Origin of the sequence: Rhizobium sp. 0TCS1.26 (assembly GCF_050455525.1) — a bacterium.
Classification (GTDB): domain Bacteria; phylum Pseudomonadota; class Alphaproteobacteria; order Rhizobiales; family Rhizobiaceae; genus Neorhizobium.
Map to the genome: position 1 here is coordinate 204,000 of NZ_JBCIYV010000004.1, position 23,421 is coordinate 227,420.

Sequence of the window (23,421 nt, forward strand, 5' to 3'; positions counted from 1 at the left end):
GGCAGATCGGAGTGGATCTAACACCGCCGGAACAATCATGTCCGGGGCCTGTCCAGACCCCTTGAAACTTTTTCGCATCGACGGGGTCCGAACAGGATCCAATCCACTTTGTTTCTGTTAACGTCGGGTTAACGAACGGAGTTGGAGAGGACGCCCCAATGGCGGCAAACCTGAAGCCTGGCCTGGTGGCAGTGGCAGTCATGATGGCGACCGCCGGCATCGCAACCGTTGCCGAGGCGTCCGAGCGTCACCGCGACCGAGGCCACCATTCCGGCTGGCAATCGCGCAGCATCGAGCACGGCAGCCATACCGGCCGCGGCAGATCCTCCGTTCCAGATTACCGGGCGCCCGGCTGGCGTGGCGGCGACGACCGCCGCCAGGCGCACCACAGGGACCGTCACGGCGATCGGCACCGCGACCACGGCAGACATACCGATCGCGGATATGGCGGGGGCGAGTATGTGGGCGGCGATGGGCTGCCGTCGATCATCCCCGGCGTCGGCACCTTTGCCGGCGGCATTTCGGCGATGCGGGTGCGCGGCAACGGCATCTATTTTTCAAGCGATTTGGGCAGCACAGGTGAGGCAGGCAGCCGGTCGATCGGGCTGCAGCCGAAGATCATCCACGTCGACGAGGACGTCGCGAGCGGGGAATTCCTCGCCTATGACGACTGCCGCTACGAGGCCGGCGTCTGCGTCATCCGCGGCACCAACTGATCGCGAAGGCTGTCGAAGCGGTCAGATAAAGCGCCAGACGGTGGTCTTCTTGATCTCACTGTCTTCCAGCGCCCGGCTGACCGGCACCTCGTAGCTTGCCAGAGCCTCCAGCCGATCTTTCGGCAGATAGCTGCGCCCGGGATCTCCGACCAGCACCTGCTTGCCTTGCGCGGCAAGCATCGAGAACCACGGCACGAGCCGCGCGGCGAAGTCGCGGTCGTAGAACACGTCTCCGGCCAGCAACACATCCGCGTCCACCACGCCACCGACGAGATCGTCGCGGCTGAAGGAAATGTCGACGGCATTTTCCGCAGCGTTGAGTTCGACGGCCGACTGCGTCCACGGGTCGATGTCGACGGCATGCACGGCCGCGGCACCGGCAAGCCGTGCGGCGATCGCGACCAGCCCCGAGCCGGTGGCGAAATCCACCACCCGCCTATCGCGGACCACGTCGGGATGGTCCAGCACGTAGCGCGCCAGCCCCTGCCCGCCCGCCCAGGCGAATGCCCAGAATGGCGGCGGCAGGCCGATCTCCTGCAGATCCTCCTCAGTCTTCAGCCAGAGGTCATGCGCCTCGTCGGCCAGATGCAGCCGGATTTCCGGCACATGCGGCGGCGACATGACAGCGGTGTTGGCGAGGATGAAGGCGCGCGGCTCGGTCTTCATCCCTCGTCGGCTGGCGACAGCGGCGGCTTGTCGAGCCCGCCCATGCGGCAGACTTCGAAATATTCCTCTTCCGTCACCGGCTGGACGGACAGCCGCATCGAGGTGACGAGCGCCATCTTCTCGAGCTTGGGGTTGGCCTTGACGTCCTTCAGCGTGACGGGCTTGGGCATGTCGCAGACGGCGCGGATGTCGACGCAATCCCAGCGCTCGTCGCCTTCGGCTGTCGAATCAGGATGCGAAAGCGCGCAGACTTCGGTGATGCCGACGACTTCCAGCCCCTCATTGGAGTGGTAGAAGAAGCCCTTGTCGCCGATCTTCATGGCCCGCATGTTGTTGCGCGCCAGGTAGTTGCGCACGCCCGTCCATTCCTCGCCGACCTTGCCCTTGGCCTTCTGCATTTCCCAGGACCACTTGAACGGTTCGGACTTGTAGAGCCAGTATGCCATGCCTGCCTCACGCTTCCGGCTTGTTGAAGACCCAGTTGAAGGGCTTCACGTCGACCGAGGCGAACAGGCCGGCCTTAGCGTAAGGATCGGCATCGGCGATGGCCTGCGCCGCTTCTATGGTTTCCGCCTCGACGATCACCAGGCTGCCGTTAGGCTTGCCGTCACCGTCGAGAAACGGGCCGGCCATCTTCAGCACGCCCTGGTCGTTCAGCGCGTTGAGGTGGTCGACATGCGCCGGGCGCGTGTCCATGCGGACGCTCAGATGGTCGGGCTTGTCGGCGCAAACGAAGGCAAAGAGTGCCATGCTGTTCTCCTGTCGCAATTATTCGGTGGTGATCGGGCGCGTCATCAGCTGCTGCATCGCCGCGGCGACGTCGAGCCGGCCCTCGATGATGGCGGCCACGGCATCGGTGACCGGCAGTTCCACATGGTGGCGGGCGGCAAGATCGGCGGCGATGGTCGCGGTATAGGCGCCTTCGACCAGCGGCCCGCCGGACATCTGCGCCGGATGACCCTGGCCCAGGCCGATGCCGAAGCGCAGGTTGCGCGACTGGTGGCTGGTGCCGGTCAGCACCAGGTCGCCAAGGCCCGAGAGACCGCGCACGGTGTCTGCCTGGCCGCCCATGGCGGTGACGAGTCGGGACATTTCGGCTAGCCCGCGGGCAATCAGCGCGGCACGGGCGGAATCGCCGAGCCCGGCACCTTCGACGATGCCGCAGGCGATCGCCAGCACGTTCTTCAGCGCCCCGCCGAGCTGCACGCCGATCCGGTCAGTCGACGCATAGAGCCGGAAACTCCGGCTTGAGACGGCATGCGCGAGCCGCTCTGCGACCGCCTGATCGGCAGCGGCCACGGCCATTGCCGTCGGCAGACCGCGGGCGATATCGGCGGCAAAGCCGGGACCGGACAGGATCGCCACCGCGTGATGCGGCAACTCCTGCTCCAGAACCTCGCTCAGCAGCCGGCCGGAGGCCTGCTCGATGCCCTTGGCGCAGCTGACGATGATCGCATCCGCGGCGAGATACGGCCCGTAATGTCGTGCCGCATCCGCATGTGCCTGTGATGGCATGGCAAACAGCACGATGTCGGCATCGGCGAGTGCGTCCGGCTCGGCCGAGAAGGCCAGCGCGTCGGGCAGCGAGACGCCCGGAAGTGCTGCATCGTGGACCCGGTCGTTGCGCAGGTCGGCCATCAGCGACGCATCACGGCCGATCAGCGTCACGTCGGCCTTGTCCTCCAGGGCGATGACGGTGGCAAGCGCCGTGCCGAAAGCGCCGGCACCAATGACGGCGATCTTCTCCCTGCTCATGCCTTGGCACCCCGCTTGCCGGATCCGATCAGCGCCGCTGCCGCCTGGTCCAGCGGCCAGCGTGAGCGCGGCGCGACCGAGAGTTCGTCTTCCGCAAGACCGGCTGCCATGCGCTCAAGCCCCGCCCAGGCGATCATCGCGGCATTATCGGTGCAAAGCTGCAGAGGCGGCGCGATGAAGCGGAAACGATGTTCGGCGCAGAGGTCCTGCAGCGTCGTGCGGATCACCTGGTTTGCCGCGACGCCGCCGGCGACCACCAGTGCCGGCTGTTGCATGCCGGGATAACGTTCGCGAAAGCGCGACAGGCCGCGGCCGATGCGCTCCTTCAACGTGCGCGAGATTGCCCGCTGGAACGAGGCGCAGATGTCGGCGATGTCCTGTTCGGTGAGCGGCTGGATGGCAGTTGCCGCCTGCCGCACGGCGGTCTTCAGGCCGGAAAACGAAAAATCGAGCCGCGCCTCGCCGACCAGCGGCCGCGGCAGGTCGAAGCGCGTCGGATCGCCGGACAGCGCGGCGCGCTCGACCGCCGGACCGCCCGGATAGGGCAGCCCCAGCAGCTTTGCCGTCTTGTCGAAGGCCTCGCCCAGCGCGTCATCAATGGTGGTGCCCCAGCGCTCGTATTCGCCGACGCCCTTGACCAGAACCAGCTGCGTATGGCCGCCCGATACCAGCAGCATCAGATAGGGAAACTCGATGCCGTCCGTCAGCCGCGCCGTCAGCGCATGGCCTTCCAGGTGGTTGATCGCATAGAGCGGCTTGGCCGCCGCCCGGGCAATCGCCTTGCCGGTCATCAGGCCGACGAGCAGACCGCCGATCAGCCCAGGGCCAGCGGTTGCCGCCACCGCATCGATGTCCTTGAGGCCGATGCCTGCACGCGACAGCGCCTCCTCGATCAGCCCGTCGAGCGCCTCGACATGGGCGCGGGCGGCAATCTCCGGCACCACGCCGCCGAAAGCGCTGTGCTCCTCGAGCTGCGACAAAACGACGTCGGAGACGATCTCGCCCTGCCCGTTCTCATGGCGAACGACAACGGATGCGGCGGTTTCGTCGCAGCTGGTTTCGATACCGAGAATGCGCAAGGGGCGGGTCATGGGTCCGGGAGGCGTTCGGGCGAATTGCGATGCCGGGCAAAGCCGGTTACGAAGCTATCGCGTAACAACGGATGACGAGAGATGCAAACAAAACCTTTCCGCATCGGCACGCGCGGAAGCCCGCTGGCGCTGGCCCAGGCGGCCGAGACGCGCGCCCGGCTGATGGTGGCGCACGGGCTGCCGGAGGAGATGTTCGAGATCGTCGTGCTGTCGACCAAGGGCGACCGGATCACCGACCGGTCGCTGGCCGAAGTCGGCGGCAAGGGCCTGTTCACCGAGGAGCTGGAAGCCCAGCTTTCGGCCGGCGACCTCGATTTCGCCGTGCACTCATCGAAGGACATGCCGACCGCCCTGCCCGACGGGCTGGAGCTTTCCGCCTTCCTGCCGCGCGAGGATTTTCGCGATGCCTTCATCGGCCGCACCGCACCGAGCCTGATGGCTCTGCCGGAAGGCGCGACGATCGGCTCGTCGTCGCTGCGCCGCCAGGCGCTGATCCGCCGCCGGCGACCCGACATCTCCGTCATCACCTTCCGCGGCCTGGTGGAAACCCGGCTTCGCAAGCTGGAAGAAGGCCAGGCGGATGCGACGCTTCTCGCCATGGCCGGCCTCAACCGGTTGTCGATGCCGGAGGTGGCAACCGACGTCATGGATCCGCGCGATTTCCCGCCGGCCCCGGCGCAAGGGGCGATCTGCATCGAGAGCCGCATCGGCGACTGCCGCATCCTCGACCTGCTCGAGCCGATCAACGATGCACCGACCTATGACGCGGTGTCCTGCGAGCGGGCTTTTCTCGGCGCGCTCGACGGATCCTGCCGCACGCCGATCGCCGGCTACGCCGTCTGCGACGGCGACCACCTGCGGTTTTGCGGCCTGATCCTGACGCCCGACGGTTCGCAGGAACACGCAGTCGAACTGGACGGGCACCGTCGCGATGCGTTGCGGATCGGTAACCAGGCCGGCACCATGGTGCGCACCGCCGCCGGACCCGGCTTCTTCGCCGACTGGACCTGACGCCGATGCGGGTGATCGTGACCCGCCCGGAGATCGGCGGCCGGCGCACCGCCGACCGGCTTGCGGCGATGGGTCACGACGCCGTTCTTCTGCCGCTGACGGAGCCCGAACACCGGCCGCAGGCGGCGGCCGAGGCGCTGCACCTGCCGCATGCGGTGATTGCCATCACCAGCGCCGAAGCGGTCCGGACCCTGTCGGCGGTGGAGCAAGCTGATCTGCAGCCGGCCTTCGATACGCCCGTCCATGCCGTCGGCACGGCAAGTGCCACGGCGGCACGAAATCTCGGCTTCCGCCAGGTGACAGCCGGACCCGGCACGGGTGCCGGTCTTGCGCAAAAGCTTGCCTGCGACGGCGTGCAGGACGTGCTCTACCTTGCGGGGCGGCCGCGATCGGCGCTCTTCGAGGCGGGGCTTGCGGCAGCCGGTATCCGCTTCCGCACCGTCGAGGTCTATTCGATGAGGCCGGCGGCCCTGAAGGCCGAGCAACTCACGGCCCTGTCGCCGCACCCGGATGCGGTGCTGTTCTATTCGAGCGAGGCGGCCCGCATCTTCATGAATCATCCCGCGCTCCGGCACGCACTGCCCGACCTGGCGCGAATGACCGCCTTCTGCCTCAGCCGCACGATCGCCGACGCCCTGCCGGCCGACAGCTTCGGCACGATCCGGGTGGCGCCGGAGCCGAGCGAAGAACAGCTTCTTCTTCTACTTTGATCGGGTGCGGGAACCAAAATCCGTCCAGCCTCTTTCCATCCACCGCCCGGCTGACTAGGTTTTAGAAGACAGCTCGCCCCGCAGTCAGCCGAGCCGGCAGACAGTCCAGAATGAGGTTGCCATGGTTTCCGAAAAGCCGCCCCGCCGTTCCCGCCCGGGAAAGACACCGGTCACGATCGACCTGGCAGCCGATGAGGTCGGCCCGATCGCCGAGCCGGTGCGCAGCGACGATACCGACGCAGTAACGGCGAAACAGGACGCCGTTGCCCAGAAAGGTCCCGCGCAGAGCACGCCTGCCGACGGCGAGCCGGTGACATCCGATCCGACGGCCACCGTTGCGACCCCATCTCCGCAGCCCGCGCCGAAGACGCTTGAGCCGAAGGCGCCCGGGCCGAAGACATCTGAGCCGAAGATGCCGAATGTGTCCGCCTCGACCGCCAGCACTGGCGGTAGCGTTCTGCGTGACCCGGTGGAGAACGCCAAACCTGCACCGGCAAGAGCGCCGACCGTGCCGCCGACGGTCTTGCCAAGCGCTGCCGGACCGGGCGCGATCGCGGACAAGCCGATCGGCGCCAAACCGCTGGATGCCAAGCCTGTGGAAGCCAAGCCGCTCGACACCAAGCCTTCCGATCCGAAGCAGGAATCGACCGTGAAGCCGACGATCGGCGCCGGTGCTCCGCCGCCGCCGAAGAACCCGCCGGAGATGCCGCGTCCGGCATCCGAGGCACCGCGTCCGACCTCTGCAACCACACCGCCGCAGAAAAGCAGCCTGGGACCGGCGCTGGTCGCCTCCGGCATCATCGGCGGCCTGGTTTCGCTGCTGCTTGCTGGAAGCATGCAGTATGCCGGGTACCTGCCGGCGCCGAGCAGCCAACCGTCCGCCGCAAGCTCCGCCGAACTCGACGCCCTGCGCCAGCAGATTGCCGGCCTGGAAGCGCGCCCGGCGGCAGACGGCAACCTGTCGGATCGCATCGCAGCGCTTGAAGCCGCCGGTTCCACCGACGATGCAGGCCAGCTCAACGAGCAGGTCGCGGCGCTGCGGAGTGAACTCGATGGTCTGAAGGCGGCAAGCCAGACGCAGACCGCCGGACGTGCCGAACTCGACCAGCGGATCGCCGCTGTCGAGACCAAGGTCGATCAGCCGGGCCCCGAACAGGCCTTGGCGTTGGCGCTGGCCGCAGCGGCTCTGAAATCCGCCACCGAGCGCGGCGGCTCCTTCGAAGCCGAGCTGCAGACGCTTGCAAGCGTGGCGCCGGACGATGCGGCGGTCGAGGGGCTTCGGCCGTTCGCCGCTGAAGGCGTGCCGACGCAAGCCGAACTGGTCCGCCGCCTGCCTGCCGCCAGCGGCGCCATCCTTGATGCCATCCACCAGCCGCCTGCCGACCAGGGCATCGCCGGCCGGCTGATGTCGAGCGCCATGCGCATGGTCACGGTTCGGCCGGTCGGCAATGTGGAGGGCGATACGCCGGAAGCCATCATCGCCCGCCTCGAAGAGCGCGTCCGGACCGGCGACCTGAAGGCCGCCCAGACGGAGTGGAACGCACTTCCCGAAGCAGGCCGACAGGCCGGCGCCGATTTCGGCCAGGCGCTCGACGCCCGCATCAAGGTCGACGACCTGACGAGCGGCACGCTGACCCGTGCCATGACCAGCGCCGGTTCGAACGGCTGAGGAGACCCTGAATGATCCGTCTGTTTGTCTTCGCGATCGTCACGCTGTCTCTCGGCTGGGGCTTTTCGTGGCTCGCCGATCGTCCCGGCCTGATCTCGATCACCTGGCAGAACCATCTGCTGGAAACCAGCCTGATGGTGGCAGCGACCGCCATCGTCGCGCTGATCTTTGCCGTCATGTTCCTCTGGTGGCTGATCCAGACCATCTGGACGTCGCCGCATTCGATGCGCCGCTTCTTCCGCGCCCGCAAGCGTGACCGCGGATACCAGGCGCTGTCGACGGGCCTGATCGCCGCCGGTGCCGGCAATGCCCTGCTTGCCCGCAAGATGACGGCGCGTGCCCGCGGCCTGCTGCGCGCCGACCAGGAGCCGCTGATCCATCTTCTGGAGGCGCAGACGGCGCTGATCGAGGGTCGACACGAGGAAGCCCGCGAAAAGTTCGCGGCGATGGCCGAGGATCCGGAAACCCGCGAGATCGGCCTTCGCGGCCTCTACATCGAGGCACGCCGGTTGGGCGCCAACGATGCTGCCCGTCAATACGCGGAAGCCGCGGCCGAAACAGCGCCCTATCTGCCCTGGGCTGCCGAGGCGACGCTGGAATACCGCTGCCAGGCCGGCCGCTGGGAAGACGCCATGCGACTGCTCGACCAACAGCGGATCGCCAACGTCATCGACCGCAAGCAGGCCGACCGCTGGAAGGCGGTGCTGCTGACGGCCCGCGCCGGCGAACGTCTGGAAGGCGATCCGAAGGGGGCCCGCGACGACGCCAAGGCCGCCCTGAAGCTGGCACGGGACCTGGTGCCGGCCGCCATCATCGCTGCCAAGTCCTATCTGCGCGAGGACAATGTGCGCAAGGCGGCCTCGGTGATCGAGGGGCTGTGGAAGATCGAGCCGCATCCGGAGCTCGCCGCCACCTATGTCCGCGCCCGCAGCGGCGACAGCGCAGCCGACCGCCTGAAGCGTGCCGAAAAGCTCGAGGCGCTGAAGCCGAACAATCCGGAATCGCTGCTGGCGGTTGCCCAGGCGGCGCTCGATACCCAGGATTTCGCCAGGGCCCGGTCGAAGGCCGAGGCGGCGCTGCGCATGGATCCGCGCGAAAGCGCCTACATGCTGCTGGCCGACATCGAGGAGAGCGAAACCGGCGACCAGGGCCGTATCCGCCACTGGATGGCGCAGGCGCTGCGCGCACCGCGCGATCCGTCCTGGGTGGCCGACGGCGTGGTGTCCGAACGCTGGCTGCCGGTCTCGCCGGTGACCGGCCGCCTTGACGCCTTCGAGTGGAAGCGCCCGTTCGGTCAGCTGGAAGGTCCGATCGAGGAAGGCACACTGGCCGCCGAGACTGCCCTGTCCAACCTCCCCGCCATCCGCACGGATGTCGAAGAGCAGCGGTCCGAGACGCCGCCCGCCGAGCCACGCATCGACCCGATGTCGGAGACGTCGATCACCGAGGAGCCGCCGCTTGCCCGCAAGCCGCCGCTGACGGTGGTTTCGACCCCGCAGCCCGTGGCTGTCGAAACGAAGGCGGAACCGCTCCGCCCGGTGCCGCCGGCCACCGTGGTTACCGGCGAAGCCGCCGCAGGTGCCGAGAAGTCCGGCGACGAAGACGCCACCGATCCGTTCAACGGACGTCCGCCGGACGATCCGGGCGTCAAGGACGAGCGCAATCCCGCAGAACCCAATACCCGCCTCAAACTGTTCTGAGCCCGCTTGATGTTTGACCGCATACTCGACTTCTTCCAGGACCTCACGGGCGACCGTCCCCAGAATGAATTTGCCCCGGACGATCCGCGCGTCGCCTTCGCGGCCCTCTGTTTCCAGGTCATGGAGGCCGACGGGCGGATCTCCGAGCAGGAGAAGCAGCGGCTGGAGAGCCTGCTGCGCGAGCGCTACCAGCTCGACAAGGGCCATCTGCAGACACTGATGGACGTCGGCCGCGAGGCGGGCTCCGAGGCGGTTGACTATTACCGCTTTACCTCCGATCTTAAGCGGCATCTCGGCCCCGATGAATGCGTCGCCCTGGTGGGAGCCCTCTGGGATCTCGTCTATGCCGATGGCGAACGCAGCGAGATGGAAGATCACGTGATCTGGAGAATCGCCGATCTTCTGGGTGTCTCGTCGCGGGACCGCGTGCTGGAGCGGCAGAAGGTGGCCGCGCGAACCGTGGGAGGCGATGCGGGAGGAGACTGAGGAAAGACGAATGCCGACCATGCCTCCAAGCGCTTCGAAGAAAGCTCCCATCCTTGTCGTGCTCCACCAGGAGCGCTCCTCGCCCGGCCGGGTGGGGCAGATGCTGATCGACAAGGGTTTTCCCCTCGATATCCGTCGCCCGGTTCTCGGCGATCCGCTGCCCAAGACGCTTGCCGGACATACAGGCGCGGTGATCTTCGGCGGTCCGATGAGCGCCAACGATCCCGACGACTACGTCAAGGCGGAGATCGACTGGATCTCCGTGCCGCTGAAGGAGAACAAGCCCTATCTCGGCATCTGCCTCGGCGCCCAGATGATGGTCCGCAACCTCGGCGGATCGGTCGCGCCGCACCGTCAGGGCCTGACCGAGATCGGCTGGTATCCGCTGAACGCCACCGAGCACGGGCGTCTGCTGATGCGCTGGCCGAAGATGGTCTACCATTTCCACAGCGAGGGTTTCGACGTGCCGCGCGGCGCCCATCTGCTGGCGCAGGGCGATGCCTATCCCAACCAGGCAATCCGCTACGGCGACAATGCCTGGGGCGTGCAGTTCCACGCGGAGCTGACCCGCGCCATGATGCAGCGCTGGGTCGTGCACGGCGCGCACCGCTTCATCATGCCGAATGCCCAGAAGGGCCGCGAGCACCTGGAGGGCCGGATGATCTTCGACCAGCCGCTGAAAGCCTGGCTGTCGGATTTCCTCGATCTCGTCTTCGACCGCGAGGCGCGCCGACCGCCGCTGGCCGCGGCCACGCTCGAAGCCGCGCTCTGATTCTCAAGGGTTGGACGGCGCGTCGAGGCTGTCGATCCGGCGCAGCTTCGGGAAGCTCATCGCCCAGACGACCGCCACCGCCAGCGTGCCGAAGCCGCCGATGACCACGGCCGGAACCGCGCCGATGAGGTGCGCCATCGTGCCGGCGCGGAACTCGCCGAGCTCGTTGGAGGCGCCGACGAACACCATGTTGACGGCATTCACCCGGCCGCGAACCTCGTCCGGCGTCCACAGCATGATCAGGCTTTCGCGCACGTAGACGGAGATCATGTCGGAGGCGCCCATCAGCATCAGCGCGCCGATCGACAGCCAGGGCGCCGTGGACAGGCCGAAGACCACGGTGCCGACGCCGAACAGCGCGACGCCGATGAACATCGCGACGCCCGCATGGTGGCGGATCGGATAGGCGGCGAGCAGCACCGCGACGACGATCGCCCCGATGCCGGGCGCGGCACGCAGAAGCCCGAGCCCCCAGGGGCCGAGATCCAGCACGTCGCGGGCAAAGATCGGCATCAGCGCCACGGCGCCGCCGAGCAGCACGGCGAACAGATCGAGCGAGATCGCCCCCAGCACCACCTTCTCGCTCCAGATGAACCGGAAGCCGGCAAGGATGGTCGACAGGTTGACGGCCTTCGAGGACGTGCGCTGCGGCGGCTTCGGAATGCTGATGATCAGCAGCGCTGCGGCCAGCATGAAGGCAAGCGCGACGGAGTAGGCGGCGGTGGCGCTGACGCCGTAGAGCAGGCCGCCGGCGACCGGACCGACGATCGACGCCGTCTGCCACGAGGATGAATTCCACGCCACCGCGTTGGGCAGCGCATGCTCCGGCACCAGGTTCGGCGCCAGCGACTGGACGGCCGGCCCCATGAAGGCACGCTCGATCCCGAAGACGATCAGGATGCCGAACACCGGCCAGGGCGAAAACTGTCCAGTGACCGTGAGGAACAGCAGGGCCGCGGCGCACAGGCTGCCGAGCATCAGGCAGCCGGCGACGATCGCCCGGCGATTGTAGCGGTCGGCGACCGTTCCCGTCACCAGCATGAGGATCAACGACGGCAGGAACTGGAAGAGGCCGATCAGCCCGAGATAAAGGGCGTTGCCGGTGACGTCATACATCTGCCAGCCGACCGAGACGCTGACGATCTGGATGGCGAAGGCGGCGAGAAACCGGCAGAAGAAGAAACGCGTATAGGAGCTGTGCCGGAAGGCGGCAAAGCGATCGTCAGAAGCTGTCATCGACATCGGGAACGCTTTCCACCGGTCGTTTCCAGCGCCTGGAACGCCCGTTAACATGAATCGCCATGAGGCTGGCCTCGGCACTTGCCGCCTAAGTCGCCAATGTCTACATGTCTGTCAACCGAGAAATGGAGACTTGGATGCTCGCGCTGTTTCAGACCATCGACCTGGCCTTGAACCTGTATACATGGGTTCTCATCATCAGCGCCATCTTCTCCTGGCTCTATGCATTCAACGTCATCAATTCGAGCAACCAGTTCGTCAACTCGATCGGGCGGATGCTCTTCAACCTCACCGAGCCGGCGCTGCGGCCGATCCGCCGGATCCTGCCCGACCTCGGCGGCATCGACATCTCGCCGGTCATCCTGCTGCTGATCATCTTCTTCATCCGCTCGCTAATGTGGACGACGATCGTGCCGGCCGTCATGTGACAAGCGCGTTCACCGCGCATCGCGACCATCTGCGGCTCTCGGTCCGGCTGACGCCGAACGCTTCCAGAGACATGATCGAAGGGATGGAGACCTCCGCCGACGGCGAGGTCTTCCTGAAGGCGCGCGTCACGGCGGTGCCAGAGGCCGGCAAGGCGAACAAGGCGCTGATCGCCCTCATCGGCAAATGGGCGCGGCTGCCGAAATCCTCGATCAGCTTTGTTTCCGGCGAAACGGCGCGCAAAAAAATCCTCCGGATCGATGGCGACCCGGAGGATTTGATGGTCAGGCTGGATGCGCTTTTGAAGCGCTGATCATTTCTGGGCGTTGTAGCGGTCGATCGCCTCGACGATCAGGCGCTTGGCGACGTCGACGCCCTGCCAGCCGCCGATCTTCACCCACTTGCCGGGCTCCAGATCCTTGTAGTGCTCGAAGAAGTGCTCGATCTGCTTCAGCGTGATTTCCGGCAGATCGGTGTAGTTGTTGATCTTGTCGTAACGCTGGGTAAGCTTCGGCGACGGAACCGCCAGGATCTTTTCATCCTTGCCGCCGTCGTCTTCCATGATCATCACGCCGATCGGACGCACGTTGATGACGCAGCCGGGAACCAGCGGACGGGTGTTGCAGATCAGAACGTCGACCGGATCGCCATCTTCCGACAGGGTGTGCGGGACGAAGCCGTAATTGCCCGGATAGGTCATCGGCGTGTAGAGGAAGCGATCGACGACCAGTGCGCCGGCATCCTTGTCCATCTCGTACTTGATCGGGTGACCACCGACCGGAACTTCGACGATGACGTTCACGTCTTCCGGCGGATTCTTGCCGATCTTGATTGCATCGATACGCATGTTTCTCCCCGAGAGCGTTAAATTGGGTACGCCTCGATACTGTCAAAATCCCTGCATTGCAACAGGACCCGTGCCGGTGGGAGCGCGGATACAGGCGCTTTTTCAGCATGTCTGCAGATGTCGGAGAAGACGGCTAGGGCCAGACGAAGCCGATCTTGCGCAGCCGCACGTCGGCGAAATCCTCCATGCCTTCCGCCAGATCGAGCCCGCCATGCCGACGAAAGAACCGCACCGCGCTGTCGCTATCTTCGAGGCACCAGACGACAAGCCCGTTGCAGCCGAGCGAGCGCAGCAGCCGGCGCGCCTCGCCGAACAGCCGGCGGCCCATGCCGATCCCCTGGAACTCCGGCCGCAGATAAAGCTCGTAGATTTCGCCGTCCTGCGGCAGCGCACGCGCCCGGTTGAGGCCGATCGTCGCATAGCCGGCGATGGTACCCGCAACGTCGAGGACCAGCAGCGTGGCCGGCCCCTCGGCCGCACGCCGCCACCAGCTTTCGCCGCGGCGCTCCAGCATCTCGGTCAGCGGCCGGTGCGGAATGATGCCGGCATAGGTCTGCGTCCAGGCGAGCCGGTGGACCTCCGACACTTCCCGTGCATCCCGCAGTTCGGCGCGTCTGACGTCGATCGATAGTGTCTTCATGACGTTACTTCTGACCTCGCCGCAGCCGATCCGCCATTCCGGAATGGCGTTGGAGAGCCTTGCCCACAGACATATTGCGCGGGCGACCAGACAGAATTTAACGCTCTTTTAATCTCTTGAACAAGCCTTCGGGCAGCCGGCGCACATAAAAAAAGCCCCGGCTTTTACCGGGGCTTTTCGAAGACTGGTGCCGGCGCCTTAGGCGACGCGGGCCTTGCCGAAGCGCTTGCGATCGTTCGGATCGAGGTACATCTTGCGCAGGCGGATGGACTTCGGCGTGACTTCCATCAGCTCGTCGTCCTGGATCCAAGACAGCGCGCGGTCCAGCGTCATGCGGATCGGCGGCGTCAGGCGGACGGCTTCGTCCTTGCCGGCCGAGCGGATGTTGGTCAGCTGCTTGCCCTTCAGAACGTTGACTTCCAGGTCGTTGTCACGCGTGTGGATGCCGACGATCATGCCCATGTAGACCTTCTCGCCGGGCTCGATGATCATCGGGCCGCGATCTTCCAGGTTGAACATGGCATAAGCCACGGCTTCACCGGACTGGTTGGACAGGAGCACGCCGTTCGAACGGCCGCCGATCTCACCCTTGAACGGCTGGTAGTCGTGGAACAGGCGGTTCATGATCGCCGTGCCGCGGGTGTCGGTCAGAAGCTCGGACTGATAGCCGATCAGGCCGCGGGTCGGCGCGAAGAACACCAGACGAACGCGATTGCCGCCCGAAGGACGCAGTTCGGTCATCTCGGCCTTGCGCTCGGACATCTTCTGCACGACGACGCCGGAGTGTTCCTCGTCGACGTCGATCACGACTTCTTCGATCGGCTCCATGAGAACGCCGTTCTCATCCTTGTGCATCACGACGCGCGGACGCGACACAGCAAGTTCGAAGCCTTCGCGGCGCATGGTCTCGATCAGGACGGCCAGCTGCAATTCGCCGCGGCCGGACACGAAGAACGAGTCCTTGCCTTCGGCTTCTTCGATCTTCAGTGCGACGTTGCCTTCGGCTTCCTTGAACAGGCGGTCGCGGATGACGCGGCTCGTTACCTTGTCGCCTTCAGTGCCGGCAAGCGGTGAGTCGTTGACGAGGAAGGACATGGTGACCGTCGGCGGGTCGATCGGCTGGGCTTCCAGCGCTTCGGTCACGGACGGATCGCAGAACGTGTCGGCAACGGTGCCCTTCGAGAGACCGGCGATGGCAACGATGTCGCCGGCATGGGCTTCATCGATGGCCGTGCGCTCGATGCCGCGGAACGCGAGGATCTTCGAGATACGACCGGTTTCGATCTGCTTGCCGTCCTGGCCCAGAACCTTGACGGCCTGGTTCGGCTTGATCGAGCCGGAATGGATACGGCCGGTGATGACGCGACCGAGGAAGGGGTTGGCTTCGAGAAGCGTGCCGATCATGCGGAAGGCGCCGTCTTCGTCGCCGACGCTCGGCTCCGGAACGTGCTTCAGCACCAGGTCGAGCAGCGGTGCGAGACCCTGATCCTTCGGGCCTTCCGGATTGACGTTCATCCAGCCGTCGCGACCCGAACCGTAGAGGATCGGGAAGTCGAGCTGCTCGTCGGTGGCGTCGAGGCTTGCGAACAGGTCGAAGACTTCGTTGATGACTTCTTCATGGCGACCGTCCGGGCGATCGATCTTGTTGATCGCGACGATCGGGCGAAGGCCGACCTTCAGCGCCTTGCCGACGACGAACTTGGTCTGCGGCATCGGGCCTTCCGACGAGTCGACCAGAACGATTGCGCCATCCACCATCGACAGAATGCGCTCGACTTCGCCGCCGAAGTCGGCGTGGCCGGGGGTGTCGACGATGTTGACGCGGACGCCCTTCCATTCAACCGAAGTCGCCTTGGCGAGAATGGTGATGCCGCGTTCCTTTTCGAGGTCGTTCGAATCCATCACGCGTTCTGCAACGCGCTGGTTTTCGCGGAACGAGCCGGACTGCTTCAGGAGTTCGTCGACAAGGGTCGTTTTCCCATGGTCAACGTGCGCAATGATCGCGATATTGCGAATTTTCATATTGGTTCTCTGGGCTGTGGCGCATATGATCCAACAGACCGCGCCAAATTACGTTGGCGGGCTCATACCCTGTTTTTCGCAAATGCGAAAGGGGTTCGGTGCGACGACCGCCCGATGACGCCGGCAGACACGCTCCCGGCGCAGGTTTATCTATGCCACCGACCACCGCCCCGATCGTCGGATTGAGGTGCCTCGACAGGCGCTTACGGCAATTTACCGGTCGCCCTTCATTGCGTCATGAACGGCGACCGCATGTCTTCGGGAAATATCAGGCGTCGCTGCCGGAAAGTTCACTGACCATCGACAGGCCCTTCTTCTTCAGCATCGCCTGCGGATCCGGAAGCTTGCCGCGGAAGGCGGTGTAGGTCGCCTCCGGATCGATGGAGCCGCCCACCGCATAGATGTTGTTCTTCAGCTTGCGCGCCATGACCGGATCGAAGGGGTTGCCGGCCTCCTCGAACGCGGCGAAGGCATCGGCATCGAGAACTTCCGACCACATGTAGGAATAGTAGCCGGCCGAGTAGCCGTCGCCGGAGAACACGTGGGTGAAATGCGGCGTCGCGTGGCGCATGACGATGGAGGACGGCATGCCTATCGACTCCAGAACCTTGGCCTGCACCGCCATCGGATCCTCCACCGGACCCTGCGTGTGGAACGCCATGTCGACGAGCGCCGACGAGGTGAACTCGACGGTGTTGAAGCCGGCATTGAAGGTCCGCGCCGCCAGCACCTTGTCGAGCAGCGCCTTCGGCATCGGCTCGCCGGTCTCGTAGTGGACGGCGTAGCGGGTAAGAATTTCCGGCACCGTCAGCCAGTGCTCGTAAAGCTGCGAGGGAAGCTCGACGAAATCGCGCGACACGCCGGTGCCGGCGACGGACGGATAGGTGACATCCGACAGCATGCCGTGCAGGCCGTGGCCGAACTCGTGGAACAGCGTGCGGGCATCATCGATGGACAAAAGCGCCGGCTTGCCCGGTGCCGGCTTGGCGAAGTTGCAGACGTTGTAGACGATCGGCAGTTCGCCGGTTGCGCCGCTCTTCAGCGGCAGCTTGTGCTGGCTCTGGAACGAGCTCATCCAGGCGCCGGAACGCTTCGACGGCCGGGCAAAATAGTCGCCGAGGAACAGCGCCTTGAGGCTGCCCTCCTCGTCGCGCACCTCGAACACCCGCACGTCCGGATGATAGGCGGCAACGCCCTTCAGCTCGGTGATCGTCACGCCGAACAGCCGGGTGGCGACGTCGAAGCAGGCCTCGATGATCTTTTCGAGCTGCAGATAGGGTTTGAGCTCGGCCTCGGAGAAATCGAACATCCGCTCGCGCAGCTTTTCGGCGTAATATCGCCAGTCCCATGGCTGGATCGGTCCGTTGATGCCGTCTTCGGCCATCAGCCCCTCGAGGTCGGACGCCTCTTCGAGCGCCTTGGCGCGCGCCTTGTTCCAGACCTTCATCAGCAGATCGTTGACGTTGTCCGGGGTCTTGGCCATCGTGTCGTCGAGCTTGTAGGCAGCAAAGCTGTCGTAGCCGAGCAGGCTTGCCTTTTCCGCCCGCAGCGCCAGCATCTCGCGGACGACGGCCACGTTGTCACGTTCTCCACCGTTCTGGCCGCGCCTCACCCAGGCCTCGAACGCCTTCTCGCGCAAGTCGCGGCGGCTGGAAAAGCTGAGGAAGGGCTCGATCACCGAGCGCGACAGGGTGACCGCATAGGATCCGTCGGTTGCTCCGCGCTCGCGCGCCGCACCGGCCATCGCATCGCGCAGGAAGGCCGGCAGACCGGCCAGATCCTCGTCCGAAGCGATCGGCAGCGACCATTCCTTCTCGTCGCCGAGCACGTTCTGGCCAAACCGGGCGCCGAGCCCCGCAAGCGTCTCGTTGATGGCCGCCAGCCGCTCCTGCTGATCCCGCGACAGCTTGGCGCCGGACCGCACGAAGCCCTTCCAGTGGCGCTCCAGCACCCGCCCCTGTTCGACCGTCAGGTCAAGGGCCTCGCGACCGTTCCACAGCGCATCGACGCGGCGAAACAGCGCCTCGTTCATGGCGATGCGCGAATAATGGCGCGACATCTTCGGCGCGATGTCGCGCTCCAGTGCCTGGATGACGTCGTTGGTGTGGGCGCCGGCACGATTCCAGAACAGCGCCGAGACGCGGGACAGGTCGTCGCCCGCCACCTCCAGCGCGACGATGGTGTTGTCGAAGGTCGGTGCTTCACTCTGTGCCGCGATGCCGGCGATCTCTTCGTCGTGACGGGCAAGTGCCGCATCGAAGGCTGCAGCGAAATCATCGTCGCCGACGCGGTCAAAATGCGGCATGCCGTGTTGCCCGGTCCATTCCACGAGGGCGGGATTGATGGGCGGGTGATCGGTCATGAAGTTCGTCCTCTGCTGCTGGTGCTGGTGGCCGGCATCCAAGAGAAGAGCCGTCGGATGCGGAAGCTAAGTCAAGGCAATACAAGAAATATTAACTCATTATTAAGAATTGACCCCTTGCTGACCGCTGTCTAGACCCACCATCATATCCGATGATCATGGATATCGTGTCGTGGAAATAACTTCCTTGCACTGGTCGAGCAGCTTGCTTCATCGAGAGCAGGCTCGCAACACCAGAACAGAACATCCGCAGTTTACCGTTCCCACGGATACGCAGCCCGTATTCGAGGTGGGAGGCATTGCGCCGTCGGAACTGGATTATTCCGCCGTCTCGCCACGTCTGCTGCGCGAAGTCGCCTTGCAGAAATATGTCGCCGGCCAGATTCCGCAAGACGTCTACATTGCGCTTGCCCAGGAACTGCCGATGGAGGCGGTCGATTCCGCCGGCACGGTCCTCGACCTGTCCGGTGTTACCGACGATACCGAATTCGACTTCCAGTCCTACTTCCGCGAGCAGCGTGACCTGGCATCGGCGCTCGGCGACGGCGAGAACGCTTCAACCTTCACCTCCGTGCTGGCCTTCATGCGCAGCTGAGGCGCGATCACGCACGGCGCCTGCGCCGTTCACTTTCACGAGCGTCCCTGCGGCATCGCCGGTTATTGATTGTCTGCGGCGTGAAAGATAGTCAGGGTGCCTTATCAACCGGCACGGACGTATGGGCACTCAACCAGACATGCATATTCTCGGCTTTCTGCTGACCGACGGCGCCAGGCTGCTGCGCAACGGCTTCGAGCGGCGCATTGCAGACGCCGGGCTTGGCATCACCCCCGGCGAGGCCCGCACGCTGCTCAGCGTCCACACGCTGAAGGATTGCCGGCAGATGGAGATTGCCGCACGCATGGGCGTCGAGCCCATGACCGTATGCACGTACCTCGACAAGCTGCAGGCGATGGACCTGATCGACCGCCAGCCCGACCCGACCGACCGGCGCGCCAAGCGGATTACCGTGACGCCCGCCTCCGAACCGCTGATCGCCGCGCTGCGAACCGAGATTGCCGCGGTCGTGACGCAGGCCGTAGACGGCCTGTCCGCCGAAGAAGTGGCGTGTCTCCGGCATTCGCTGGAGACGATGACCGGCAATCTGCAGGCCGAGGCTGCCCCGGCAAACGACAAGACGGTCTCTCCGTGACCGTTGCGCATGACCCCCGCAGACCGCGCATGAGCGAGCGCCGGACAACCGTTCTCGGCGCGCTGCTGACGACACTCGGGCCGATCTCCATGGCGATCTACACGCCGGCCATGCCGCAGCTGGTGCTGGCCTTCGGCACCACCGAGGCGGCGATCAAGCTCAGCCTGTCGATGTTCTTCGCCGGCTTTGCCCTTGCCCAGCTGGTTGCCGGACCGCTGTCCGACGCCCTCGGCCGCAAGCCGGTGACGCTGGCCTTCCTGGTCATCTATCTCGCCGGCTCGCTGCTGGCGGCCTTCGCCCCAACGGTGGAGTTCATTCTTGCGGCGCGGCTGATCCAAGGCATCGGCGCCTCGGTCGGCGTGGTGGTCGGCCGTGCGCTTGTCCGCGACCTGTTCAGCGGACCGGACGCCTCACGCATCCTCAACACCATCGGCATCTTCCTCGCCATCGGCCCGGCCATGGGGCCGACGCTCGGCGGTCTGATGCTGGCGGCCTTCAGCTGGCATGCCGTTTTCCTGCTGATGATCGGCTTCGGGCTGATCGCCGCCTTCTCCACCATGCGCTTCCTGCGCGAAACGGTGCTGCCGGACAGATCGCGGCTGCAGCCGGCCCGGCTGATCGGCAATTATGTCGAGGTGGCGCGCAACCCCCAGTTCCTGGCCGCAGCGATGGTGCTTAGCGGGACGATCGGCGCGCTCTATGCCCAGGCCACCATGCTGCCCTTCGTGCTGATCAACCGCGTCGGGCTGGCGCCGATGGAATTCGGCATCGGCATGCTGATGCAGTCCGGCTTCTACCTGATGGGCTCGGTGGCGCTGAAGCTCGTCGTCGGGCGGATCGGCGGCCTGCAGGCAGCGCGAACCGGCATCCTGCTCTGCGGCATCGGGGCTGTGGCGATGGCGGCCTCCGTCGCCTTCCTGGAGCCGTTCTTCCTGTCGATCATGGGACCGGTGGCGATCTGCACCTTCGGCCTTGCCTTCCTCAGCCCCTACATCATCACGCTCAGCCTGGCGCCCTTTCCGCATATTGCCGGCTCGGCCTCGGCGCTGACCGGCTTCCTGCAGATGTCGGCGGGTTTTGTCGGCGGAACCGCAGCAGCGATCGTCGGCGACCCGCTGCACGCCTTCGGCATCATCATTCCGGTCATGGAGCTCAGCGCGGTGGCCGGTTTCATCTGGCTGAGGCAGCTCTCGCGATCCAGGCCGCAGACATGAAATAGCCCGCTGTCCAGGTGGAAAGCGGGCTATTTGGGTCGACAGCAGGCGCGGTTACTTGCCGAGATTGCGCTTGGCGAGCGTGCGCAGGCGCAACGCGTTCAGCTTGATGAAGCCGGCTGCATCCTTCTGGTCGTAGGCGCCCTGGTCGTCCTCGAAGGTGACGAGCTGGTCGGAATAGAGCGACTTCGCAGACGAGCGGCCGATGACCATGACATTGCCCTTGTAGAGCTTCAGCGTCACTTCGCCCTCGACATGCTCCTGGCTCTTGTCGATCAGCGCCTGCAGCATTTCGCGCTCCGGCGAGAACCAGAAGCCGTAATAGATCAGCTCGGCGTAGCGCGGCATGATCTCGTCCTTGAGGTGAGCTGCACCACGGTCCAGCGTGATGCTCTCGATCGCGCGGTGCGCCGACAGAAGGATCGTGCCGCCGGGGGTCTCGTAGACGCCGCGGCTCTTCATGCCGACGAAGCGGTTCTCGACGAGGTCGAGGCGACCGATGCCGTTGTCGCGGCCAAGATCGTTGAGCTTGGCGAGCAGCGTTGCCGGCGACAGGCGCTCGCCGTTGATCGAGACTGCGTCGCCCTTTTCGAAGCCGACCGTGATGGTCGTCGCCTTGTCGGGGGCGGCTTCCGGCGAAATTGTCCGCATGTGGACGTATTCGGGCGCCTCGACCGAGGGATCTTCCAGAACCTTGCCTTCCGAGGAGGAGTGCAGAAGGTTGGCGTCGACCGAGAACGGCGCCTCGCCCTTCTTGTCCTTGGCGACCGGGATCTGGTTCTCCTCGGCGAACTTCAAGAGGTCGGTGCGGCTCTTGAAGGCCCAGTCGCGCCACGGCGCGATGATCTTGATGTCCGGGTTCAGCGCATAGGCCGACAGCTCGAAGCGAACCTGGTCGTTACCCTTGCCAGTGGCACCGTGGGCAATCGCATCGGCGCCGGTCTTGCGGGCGATCTCGATCAGGTGCTTGGAGATCAGCGGACGGGCGATCGACGTGCCGAGCAGGTAGACACCTTCGTAGACGGCATTGGCGCGGAACATCGGGAAGACGAAGTCGCGGACAAACTCTTCGCGGACGTCCTCGATGAAGATTTCCTTGATGCCAAGCATCTCGGCCTTCTTGCGGGCCGGCTCGAGCTCTTCACCCTGGCCGAGATCGGCGGTGAAGGTGACGACTTCGGCGCCGAGTTCGGTCTGGAGCCACTTCAGGATGATCGAGGTGTCGAGACCGCCGGAATAGGCGAGAACGACTTTCTTCACGTCTTTGGGGAGTGCCATATCGTATATGTCCGTCTGCGAGTGGTGGCGGCTTCTGGTCAAGCCGTCATAGCGGGGATGCCGCACTTTTAGCGAGTTTGCCGCATGGCGCAAGGGCGCCAACCCAGCCGTTAGAGGTGCCGGGCTACCTGCATTCTGCGGTGAAGGATGCGGATCAAGACGACGGAGCGCGATCGCTCCCGATAAATCAGGTAGTGCGATCGGTAAGACAGAGAGCAGGCACCTTCGCGGATCTCATTGATGGACTTCCCCGATCTTGTTCCGCGACATACTTCTTCCAGAACGCTGCGGATCCCAAAGGTGTAATCCTCTGCCTGATCCTGCCCCCAGCGACCCTCGGTATAGTCGTAGATCTCATCGATATCCGCACTGGCACGCGGTGATATGACCAATGTCTTCATCGCGCGGCATTGCGACGGCGCTTCTCTTCTATGAAGGCATCAAAGTCGAAAGGCTGCGGCTCACCCGATGCCTCGCCTTCCTCGATCGCGGCGCGAAGCTCTTTAAGGGATGCCTCGTCGCTTTCCTTCAGCAGCCGCAGCGCGTCTTCGACAACCTCGCTTTCGGACGCATAGAGACCTTTGTCCACCTGCTGCCTGACGAAGGAGGCCAGGTCCTCATCCACAGTGATCGATGTGATCTCGCCCATCAGGTCGGCTCCCGTTCGAGATACCGTCATGTTGACGGATAGGCGGGATGTTACCATATGCCGCCAAGCCTTCAAACACACCAGAACTTTGAACCGACGCGTCGTCGAGGAGACTTCCATGGCCATCAATCATCCCGCTCTGAAGAAGGACAACGTCGCCGTCGTCACCGGAGCCGCATCCGGCATCGGACTGGCCGCAGCCAAGCAGTTTGCCCGGCTCGGCATGTGCGTCGTGCTCGTCGATCTCGAAGGCGACAGGCTGGCGGAAGCCTGCCGCACCGTGGCGGCACTTGCCGAAGACGGCGAGACCGACGTCGTGGCGATCGGCACCGACGTGGCGCGGATCGATGAACTGCAGGCTCTGGAGCGCGCCGTCATCCAGCGCTTCGGCCGCGTACACGTGCTGATGAACAATGCCGGCATCCAGCCCGGCAGCAGCCTCTTCGGCCCGCAGGCCAACTGGGACAACGTGCTGGCGGTCAACCTGATGGGCGTCGTCAACGGCACGCGCACCTTCGCGCCGAACATGATCGGCCATGGCGAGCCGGCGCTGATCATCAATACCGGATCCAAGCAGGGCATCACCACGCCGCCCGGCGACCCCGCCTACAACGTCGCAAAGGCCGGCGTGAAGGTGTTTACCGAAGCGCTGCAGCACGAGTTGCGCAACACCGAGGGCTGCAATGTCACCGCCCATCTGCTGATCCCCGGCTTCGTCTATACCGGGCTGACCGCCAACGGCCGCACCGAAAAGCCGGCAGCCGCCTGGACGTCCGAGCAGACCGTCGACTTCATGATGGAGCGCCTCGAAGGCGGCGACTTCTACATCCTCTGCCCGGACAACGACGTGGACCGCGTGACCGACGAGAAGCGGATTGCCTGGGCCGCCGGCGACATCATCAACAACCGTCCGCCGCTGTCGCGCTGGCACAAGGATTATGCGCAGGTGTTCGCCGATCACCTGAAGCAGTAGCAACT

26 protein-coding genes are annotated in these 23,421 nt (G+C 65.1%); 13 read left to right on the top strand and 13 right to left on the bottom strand.

What is annotated here, in order from left to right; all coding sequences use genetic code 11:
* Nucleotides 1-158 precede the first annotated feature (158 nt).
* On the top strand, nucleotides 159-716 hold the full coding sequence (locus AAIH46_RS18715; RefSeq protein ID WP_430307568.1) for a hypothetical protein: 558 nt from the start codon (nucleotides 159-161) through the stop codon (nucleotides 714-716).
* Nucleotides 717-737: 21 nt separating this feature from the next.
* Here AAIH46_RS18715 and AAIH46_RS18720 read toward each other — a convergent pair whose 3' ends face one another.
* The 5 genes from AAIH46_RS18720 to tsaD are packed head-to-tail and all read right to left on the bottom strand — an operon-like array spanning nucleotide 738 to nucleotide 4,228.
* Entirely contained in the window at nucleotides 738-1,382 is a 645-nt protein-coding gene (locus AAIH46_RS18720; protein ID WP_430307569.1) for a class I SAM-dependent methyltransferase, read from the bottom strand.
* The gene (locus AAIH46_RS18725; RefSeq protein WP_430307570.1) at nucleotides 1,379-1,828 is read right to left on the bottom strand and encodes an EVE domain-containing protein; all 450 of its coding nucleotides are present in this window, start codon (nucleotides 1,826-1,828) and stop codon (nucleotides 1,379-1,381) included. Before AAIH46_RS18725 ends, AAIH46_RS18720 begins: the two co-directional genes overlap by 4 nt.
* 7 nt (nucleotides 1,829-1,835) lie before the next feature.
* Entirely contained in the window at nucleotides 1,836-2,132 is a 297-nt protein-coding gene (locus AAIH46_RS18730; RefSeq protein ID WP_430307571.1) for a YciI-like protein, read from the bottom strand.
* A gap of 18 nt (nucleotides 2,133-2,150) precedes the next feature.
* Nucleotides 2,151-3,137 (bottom strand): NAD(P)H-dependent glycerol-3-phosphate dehydrogenase, encoded by a 987-nt coding sequence (locus AAIH46_RS18735; protein WP_430307572.1) that lies wholly within the window; start codon nucleotides 3,135-3,137, stop codon nucleotides 2,151-2,153.
* The gene (tsaD, locus tag AAIH46_RS18740; RefSeq protein WP_430307573.1) at nucleotides 3,134-4,228 is read right to left on the bottom strand and encodes a tRNA (adenosine(37)-N6)-threonylcarbamoyltransferase complex transferase subunit TsaD; all 1,095 of its coding nucleotides are present in this window, start codon (nucleotides 4,226-4,228) and stop codon (nucleotides 3,134-3,136) included. Before tsaD ends, AAIH46_RS18735 begins: the two co-directional genes overlap by 4 nt.
* Before the next feature lie 81 nt (nucleotides 4,229-4,309).
* On the opposite strand from tsaD, the gene hemC reads away from it, so the two are divergent.
* From hemC to AAIH46_RS18770, 6 genes are all read left to right on the top strand, one after another.
* Nucleotides 4,310-5,239 carry a hydroxymethylbilane synthase gene (hemC, locus tag AAIH46_RS18745; RefSeq protein ID WP_430307574.1) on the top strand — a complete coding sequence of 310 codons (930 nt, stop codon included), beginning with the start codon at nucleotides 4,310-4,312 and terminating at the stop codon, nucleotides 5,237-5,239.
* A gap of 5 nt (nucleotides 5,240-5,244) precedes the next feature.
* Complete coding sequence (locus tag AAIH46_RS18750) at nucleotides 5,245-5,949, top strand: uroporphyrinogen-III synthase (protein ID WP_430307575.1); 705 nt, start codon at nucleotides 5,245-5,247, stop codon at nucleotides 5,947-5,949.
* A 121-nt stretch (nucleotides 5,950-6,070) separates the two neighbouring features.
* Nucleotides 6,071-7,618, top strand: coding sequence for a COG4223 family protein (locus tag AAIH46_RS18755; RefSeq protein WP_430307576.1), 1,548 nt, complete (start codon nucleotides 6,071-6,073; stop codon nucleotides 7,616-7,618).
* An 11-nt stretch (nucleotides 7,619-7,629) separates the two neighbouring features.
* Nucleotides 7,630-9,318 (top strand): heme biosynthesis protein HemY, encoded by a 1,689-nt coding sequence (locus AAIH46_RS18760; protein ID WP_430307577.1) that lies wholly within the window; start codon nucleotides 7,630-7,632, stop codon nucleotides 9,316-9,318.
* Between the two features lie 9 nt (nucleotides 9,319-9,327).
* On the top strand, nucleotides 9,328-9,804 hold the full coding sequence (locus AAIH46_RS18765) for a TerB family tellurite resistance protein (RefSeq protein ID WP_430307578.1): 477 nt from the start codon (nucleotides 9,328-9,330) through the stop codon (nucleotides 9,802-9,804).
* 10 nt (nucleotides 9,805-9,814) lie between these two features.
* A complete protein-coding gene (locus AAIH46_RS18770) occupies nucleotides 9,815-10,576 on the top strand; it encodes a glutamine amidotransferase (protein WP_430307579.1) in 762 nt (253 codons plus the stop codon).
* 3 nt (nucleotides 10,577-10,579) lie between these two features.
* Here the strand turns inward: AAIH46_RS18770 and AAIH46_RS18775 are convergent, their stop codons facing one another.
* Entirely contained in the window at nucleotides 10,580-11,818 is a 1,239-nt protein-coding gene (locus AAIH46_RS18775; protein ID WP_430307580.1) for an MFS transporter, read from the bottom strand.
* Between the two features lie 104 nt (nucleotides 11,819-11,922).
* Here AAIH46_RS18775 and AAIH46_RS18780 point away from each other — a divergent pair, with 104 nt between their 5' ends.
* Together AAIH46_RS18780 and AAIH46_RS18785 are read left to right on the top strand one after the other, a co-directional pair.
* Complete coding sequence (locus tag AAIH46_RS18780; protein ID WP_430307581.1) at nucleotides 11,923-12,243, top strand: YggT family protein; 321 nt, start codon at nucleotides 11,923-11,925, stop codon at nucleotides 12,241-12,243.
* On the top strand, nucleotides 12,240-12,554 hold the full coding sequence (locus tag AAIH46_RS18785; protein WP_430307582.1) for a DUF167 domain-containing protein: 315 nt from the start codon (nucleotides 12,240-12,242) through the stop codon (nucleotides 12,552-12,554). Before AAIH46_RS18780 ends, AAIH46_RS18785 begins: the two co-directional genes overlap by 4 nt.
* Here AAIH46_RS18785 and ppa read toward each other — a convergent pair whose 3' ends face one another.
* From ppa to AAIH46_RS18805, 4 genes are all read right to left on the bottom strand, one after another.
* Nucleotides 12,555-13,088, bottom strand: a complete 534-nt coding sequence (gene ppa / locus AAIH46_RS18790) for an inorganic diphosphatase (protein WP_430307583.1) — start codon at nucleotides 13,086-13,088, stop codon at nucleotides 12,555-12,557. It lies immediately after the preceding gene.
* Between the two features lie 133 nt (nucleotides 13,089-13,221).
* Nucleotides 13,222-13,728, bottom strand: coding sequence for an N-acetyltransferase family protein (locus tag AAIH46_RS18795; RefSeq protein WP_430307584.1), 507 nt, complete (start codon nucleotides 13,726-13,728; stop codon nucleotides 13,222-13,224).
* 198 nt (nucleotides 13,729-13,926) lie between these two features.
* Nucleotides 13,927-15,750, bottom strand: coding sequence for a translational GTPase TypA (gene typA, locus AAIH46_RS18800; RefSeq protein WP_430307585.1), 1,824 nt, complete (start codon nucleotides 15,748-15,750; stop codon nucleotides 13,927-13,929).
* A 268-nt stretch (nucleotides 15,751-16,018) separates the two neighbouring features.
* A complete protein-coding gene (locus AAIH46_RS18805) occupies nucleotides 16,019-18,112 on the bottom strand; it encodes a M3 family metallopeptidase (RefSeq protein ID WP_430307586.1) in 2,094 nt (697 codons plus the stop codon).
* A gap of 289 nt (nucleotides 18,113-18,401) precedes the next feature.
* On the opposite strand from AAIH46_RS18805, the gene AAIH46_RS18810 reads away from it, so the two are divergent.
* The 3 genes from AAIH46_RS18810 (at nucleotide 18,402) to AAIH46_RS18820 (ending at nucleotide 20,516) form a co-directional block, all read left to right on the top strand.
* The gene (locus AAIH46_RS18810; RefSeq protein ID WP_430307587.1) at nucleotides 18,402-18,707 is read left to right on the top strand and encodes a hypothetical protein; all 306 of its coding nucleotides are present in this window, start codon (nucleotides 18,402-18,404) and stop codon (nucleotides 18,705-18,707) included.
* A gap of 121 nt (nucleotides 18,708-18,828) precedes the next feature.
* The gene (locus AAIH46_RS18815; RefSeq protein ID WP_430307588.1) at nucleotides 18,829-19,302 is read left to right on the top strand and encodes a MarR family winged helix-turn-helix transcriptional regulator; all 474 of its coding nucleotides are present in this window, start codon (nucleotides 18,829-18,831) and stop codon (nucleotides 19,300-19,302) included.
* 29 nt (nucleotides 19,303-19,331) lie between these two features.
* Nucleotides 19,332-20,516, top strand: coding sequence for a multidrug effflux MFS transporter (locus tag AAIH46_RS18820; protein ID WP_430307589.1), 1,185 nt, complete (start codon nucleotides 19,332-19,334; stop codon nucleotides 20,514-20,516).
* 54 nt (nucleotides 20,517-20,570) lie between these two features.
* Here AAIH46_RS18820 and AAIH46_RS18825 read toward each other — a convergent pair whose 3' ends face one another.
* The 3 genes from AAIH46_RS18825 to AAIH46_RS18835 form a co-directional block, all read right to left on the bottom strand.
* Nucleotides 20,571-21,794: an argininosuccinate synthase gene (locus AAIH46_RS18825; RefSeq protein WP_430307590.1), complete on the bottom strand. Its 1,224-nt coding sequence runs from the start codon at nucleotides 21,792-21,794 to the stop codon at nucleotides 20,571-20,573.
* A gap of 110 nt (nucleotides 21,795-21,904) precedes the next feature.
* On the bottom strand, nucleotides 21,905-22,195 hold the full coding sequence (locus tag AAIH46_RS18830) for a type II toxin-antitoxin system RelE/ParE family toxin (protein WP_430307591.1): 291 nt from the start codon (nucleotides 22,193-22,195) through the stop codon (nucleotides 21,905-21,907).
* Nucleotides 22,192-22,569 carry a type II toxin-antitoxin system ParD family antitoxin gene (locus AAIH46_RS18835; RefSeq protein WP_430307592.1) on the bottom strand — a complete coding sequence of 126 codons (378 nt, stop codon included), beginning with the start codon at nucleotides 22,567-22,569 and terminating at the stop codon, nucleotides 22,192-22,194. Before AAIH46_RS18835 ends, AAIH46_RS18830 begins: the two co-directional genes overlap by 4 nt.
* On the opposite strand from AAIH46_RS18835, the gene AAIH46_RS18840 reads away from it, so the two are divergent.
* Complete coding sequence (locus AAIH46_RS18840; protein WP_430307593.1) at nucleotides 22,562-23,416, top strand: SDR family NAD(P)-dependent oxidoreductase; 855 nt, start codon at nucleotides 22,562-22,564, stop codon at nucleotides 23,414-23,416. The two genes, AAIH46_RS18835 and AAIH46_RS18840, sit on opposite strands and share 8 nt — an antisense overlap.
* Nucleotides 23,417-23,421: the final 5 nt, after the last annotated feature.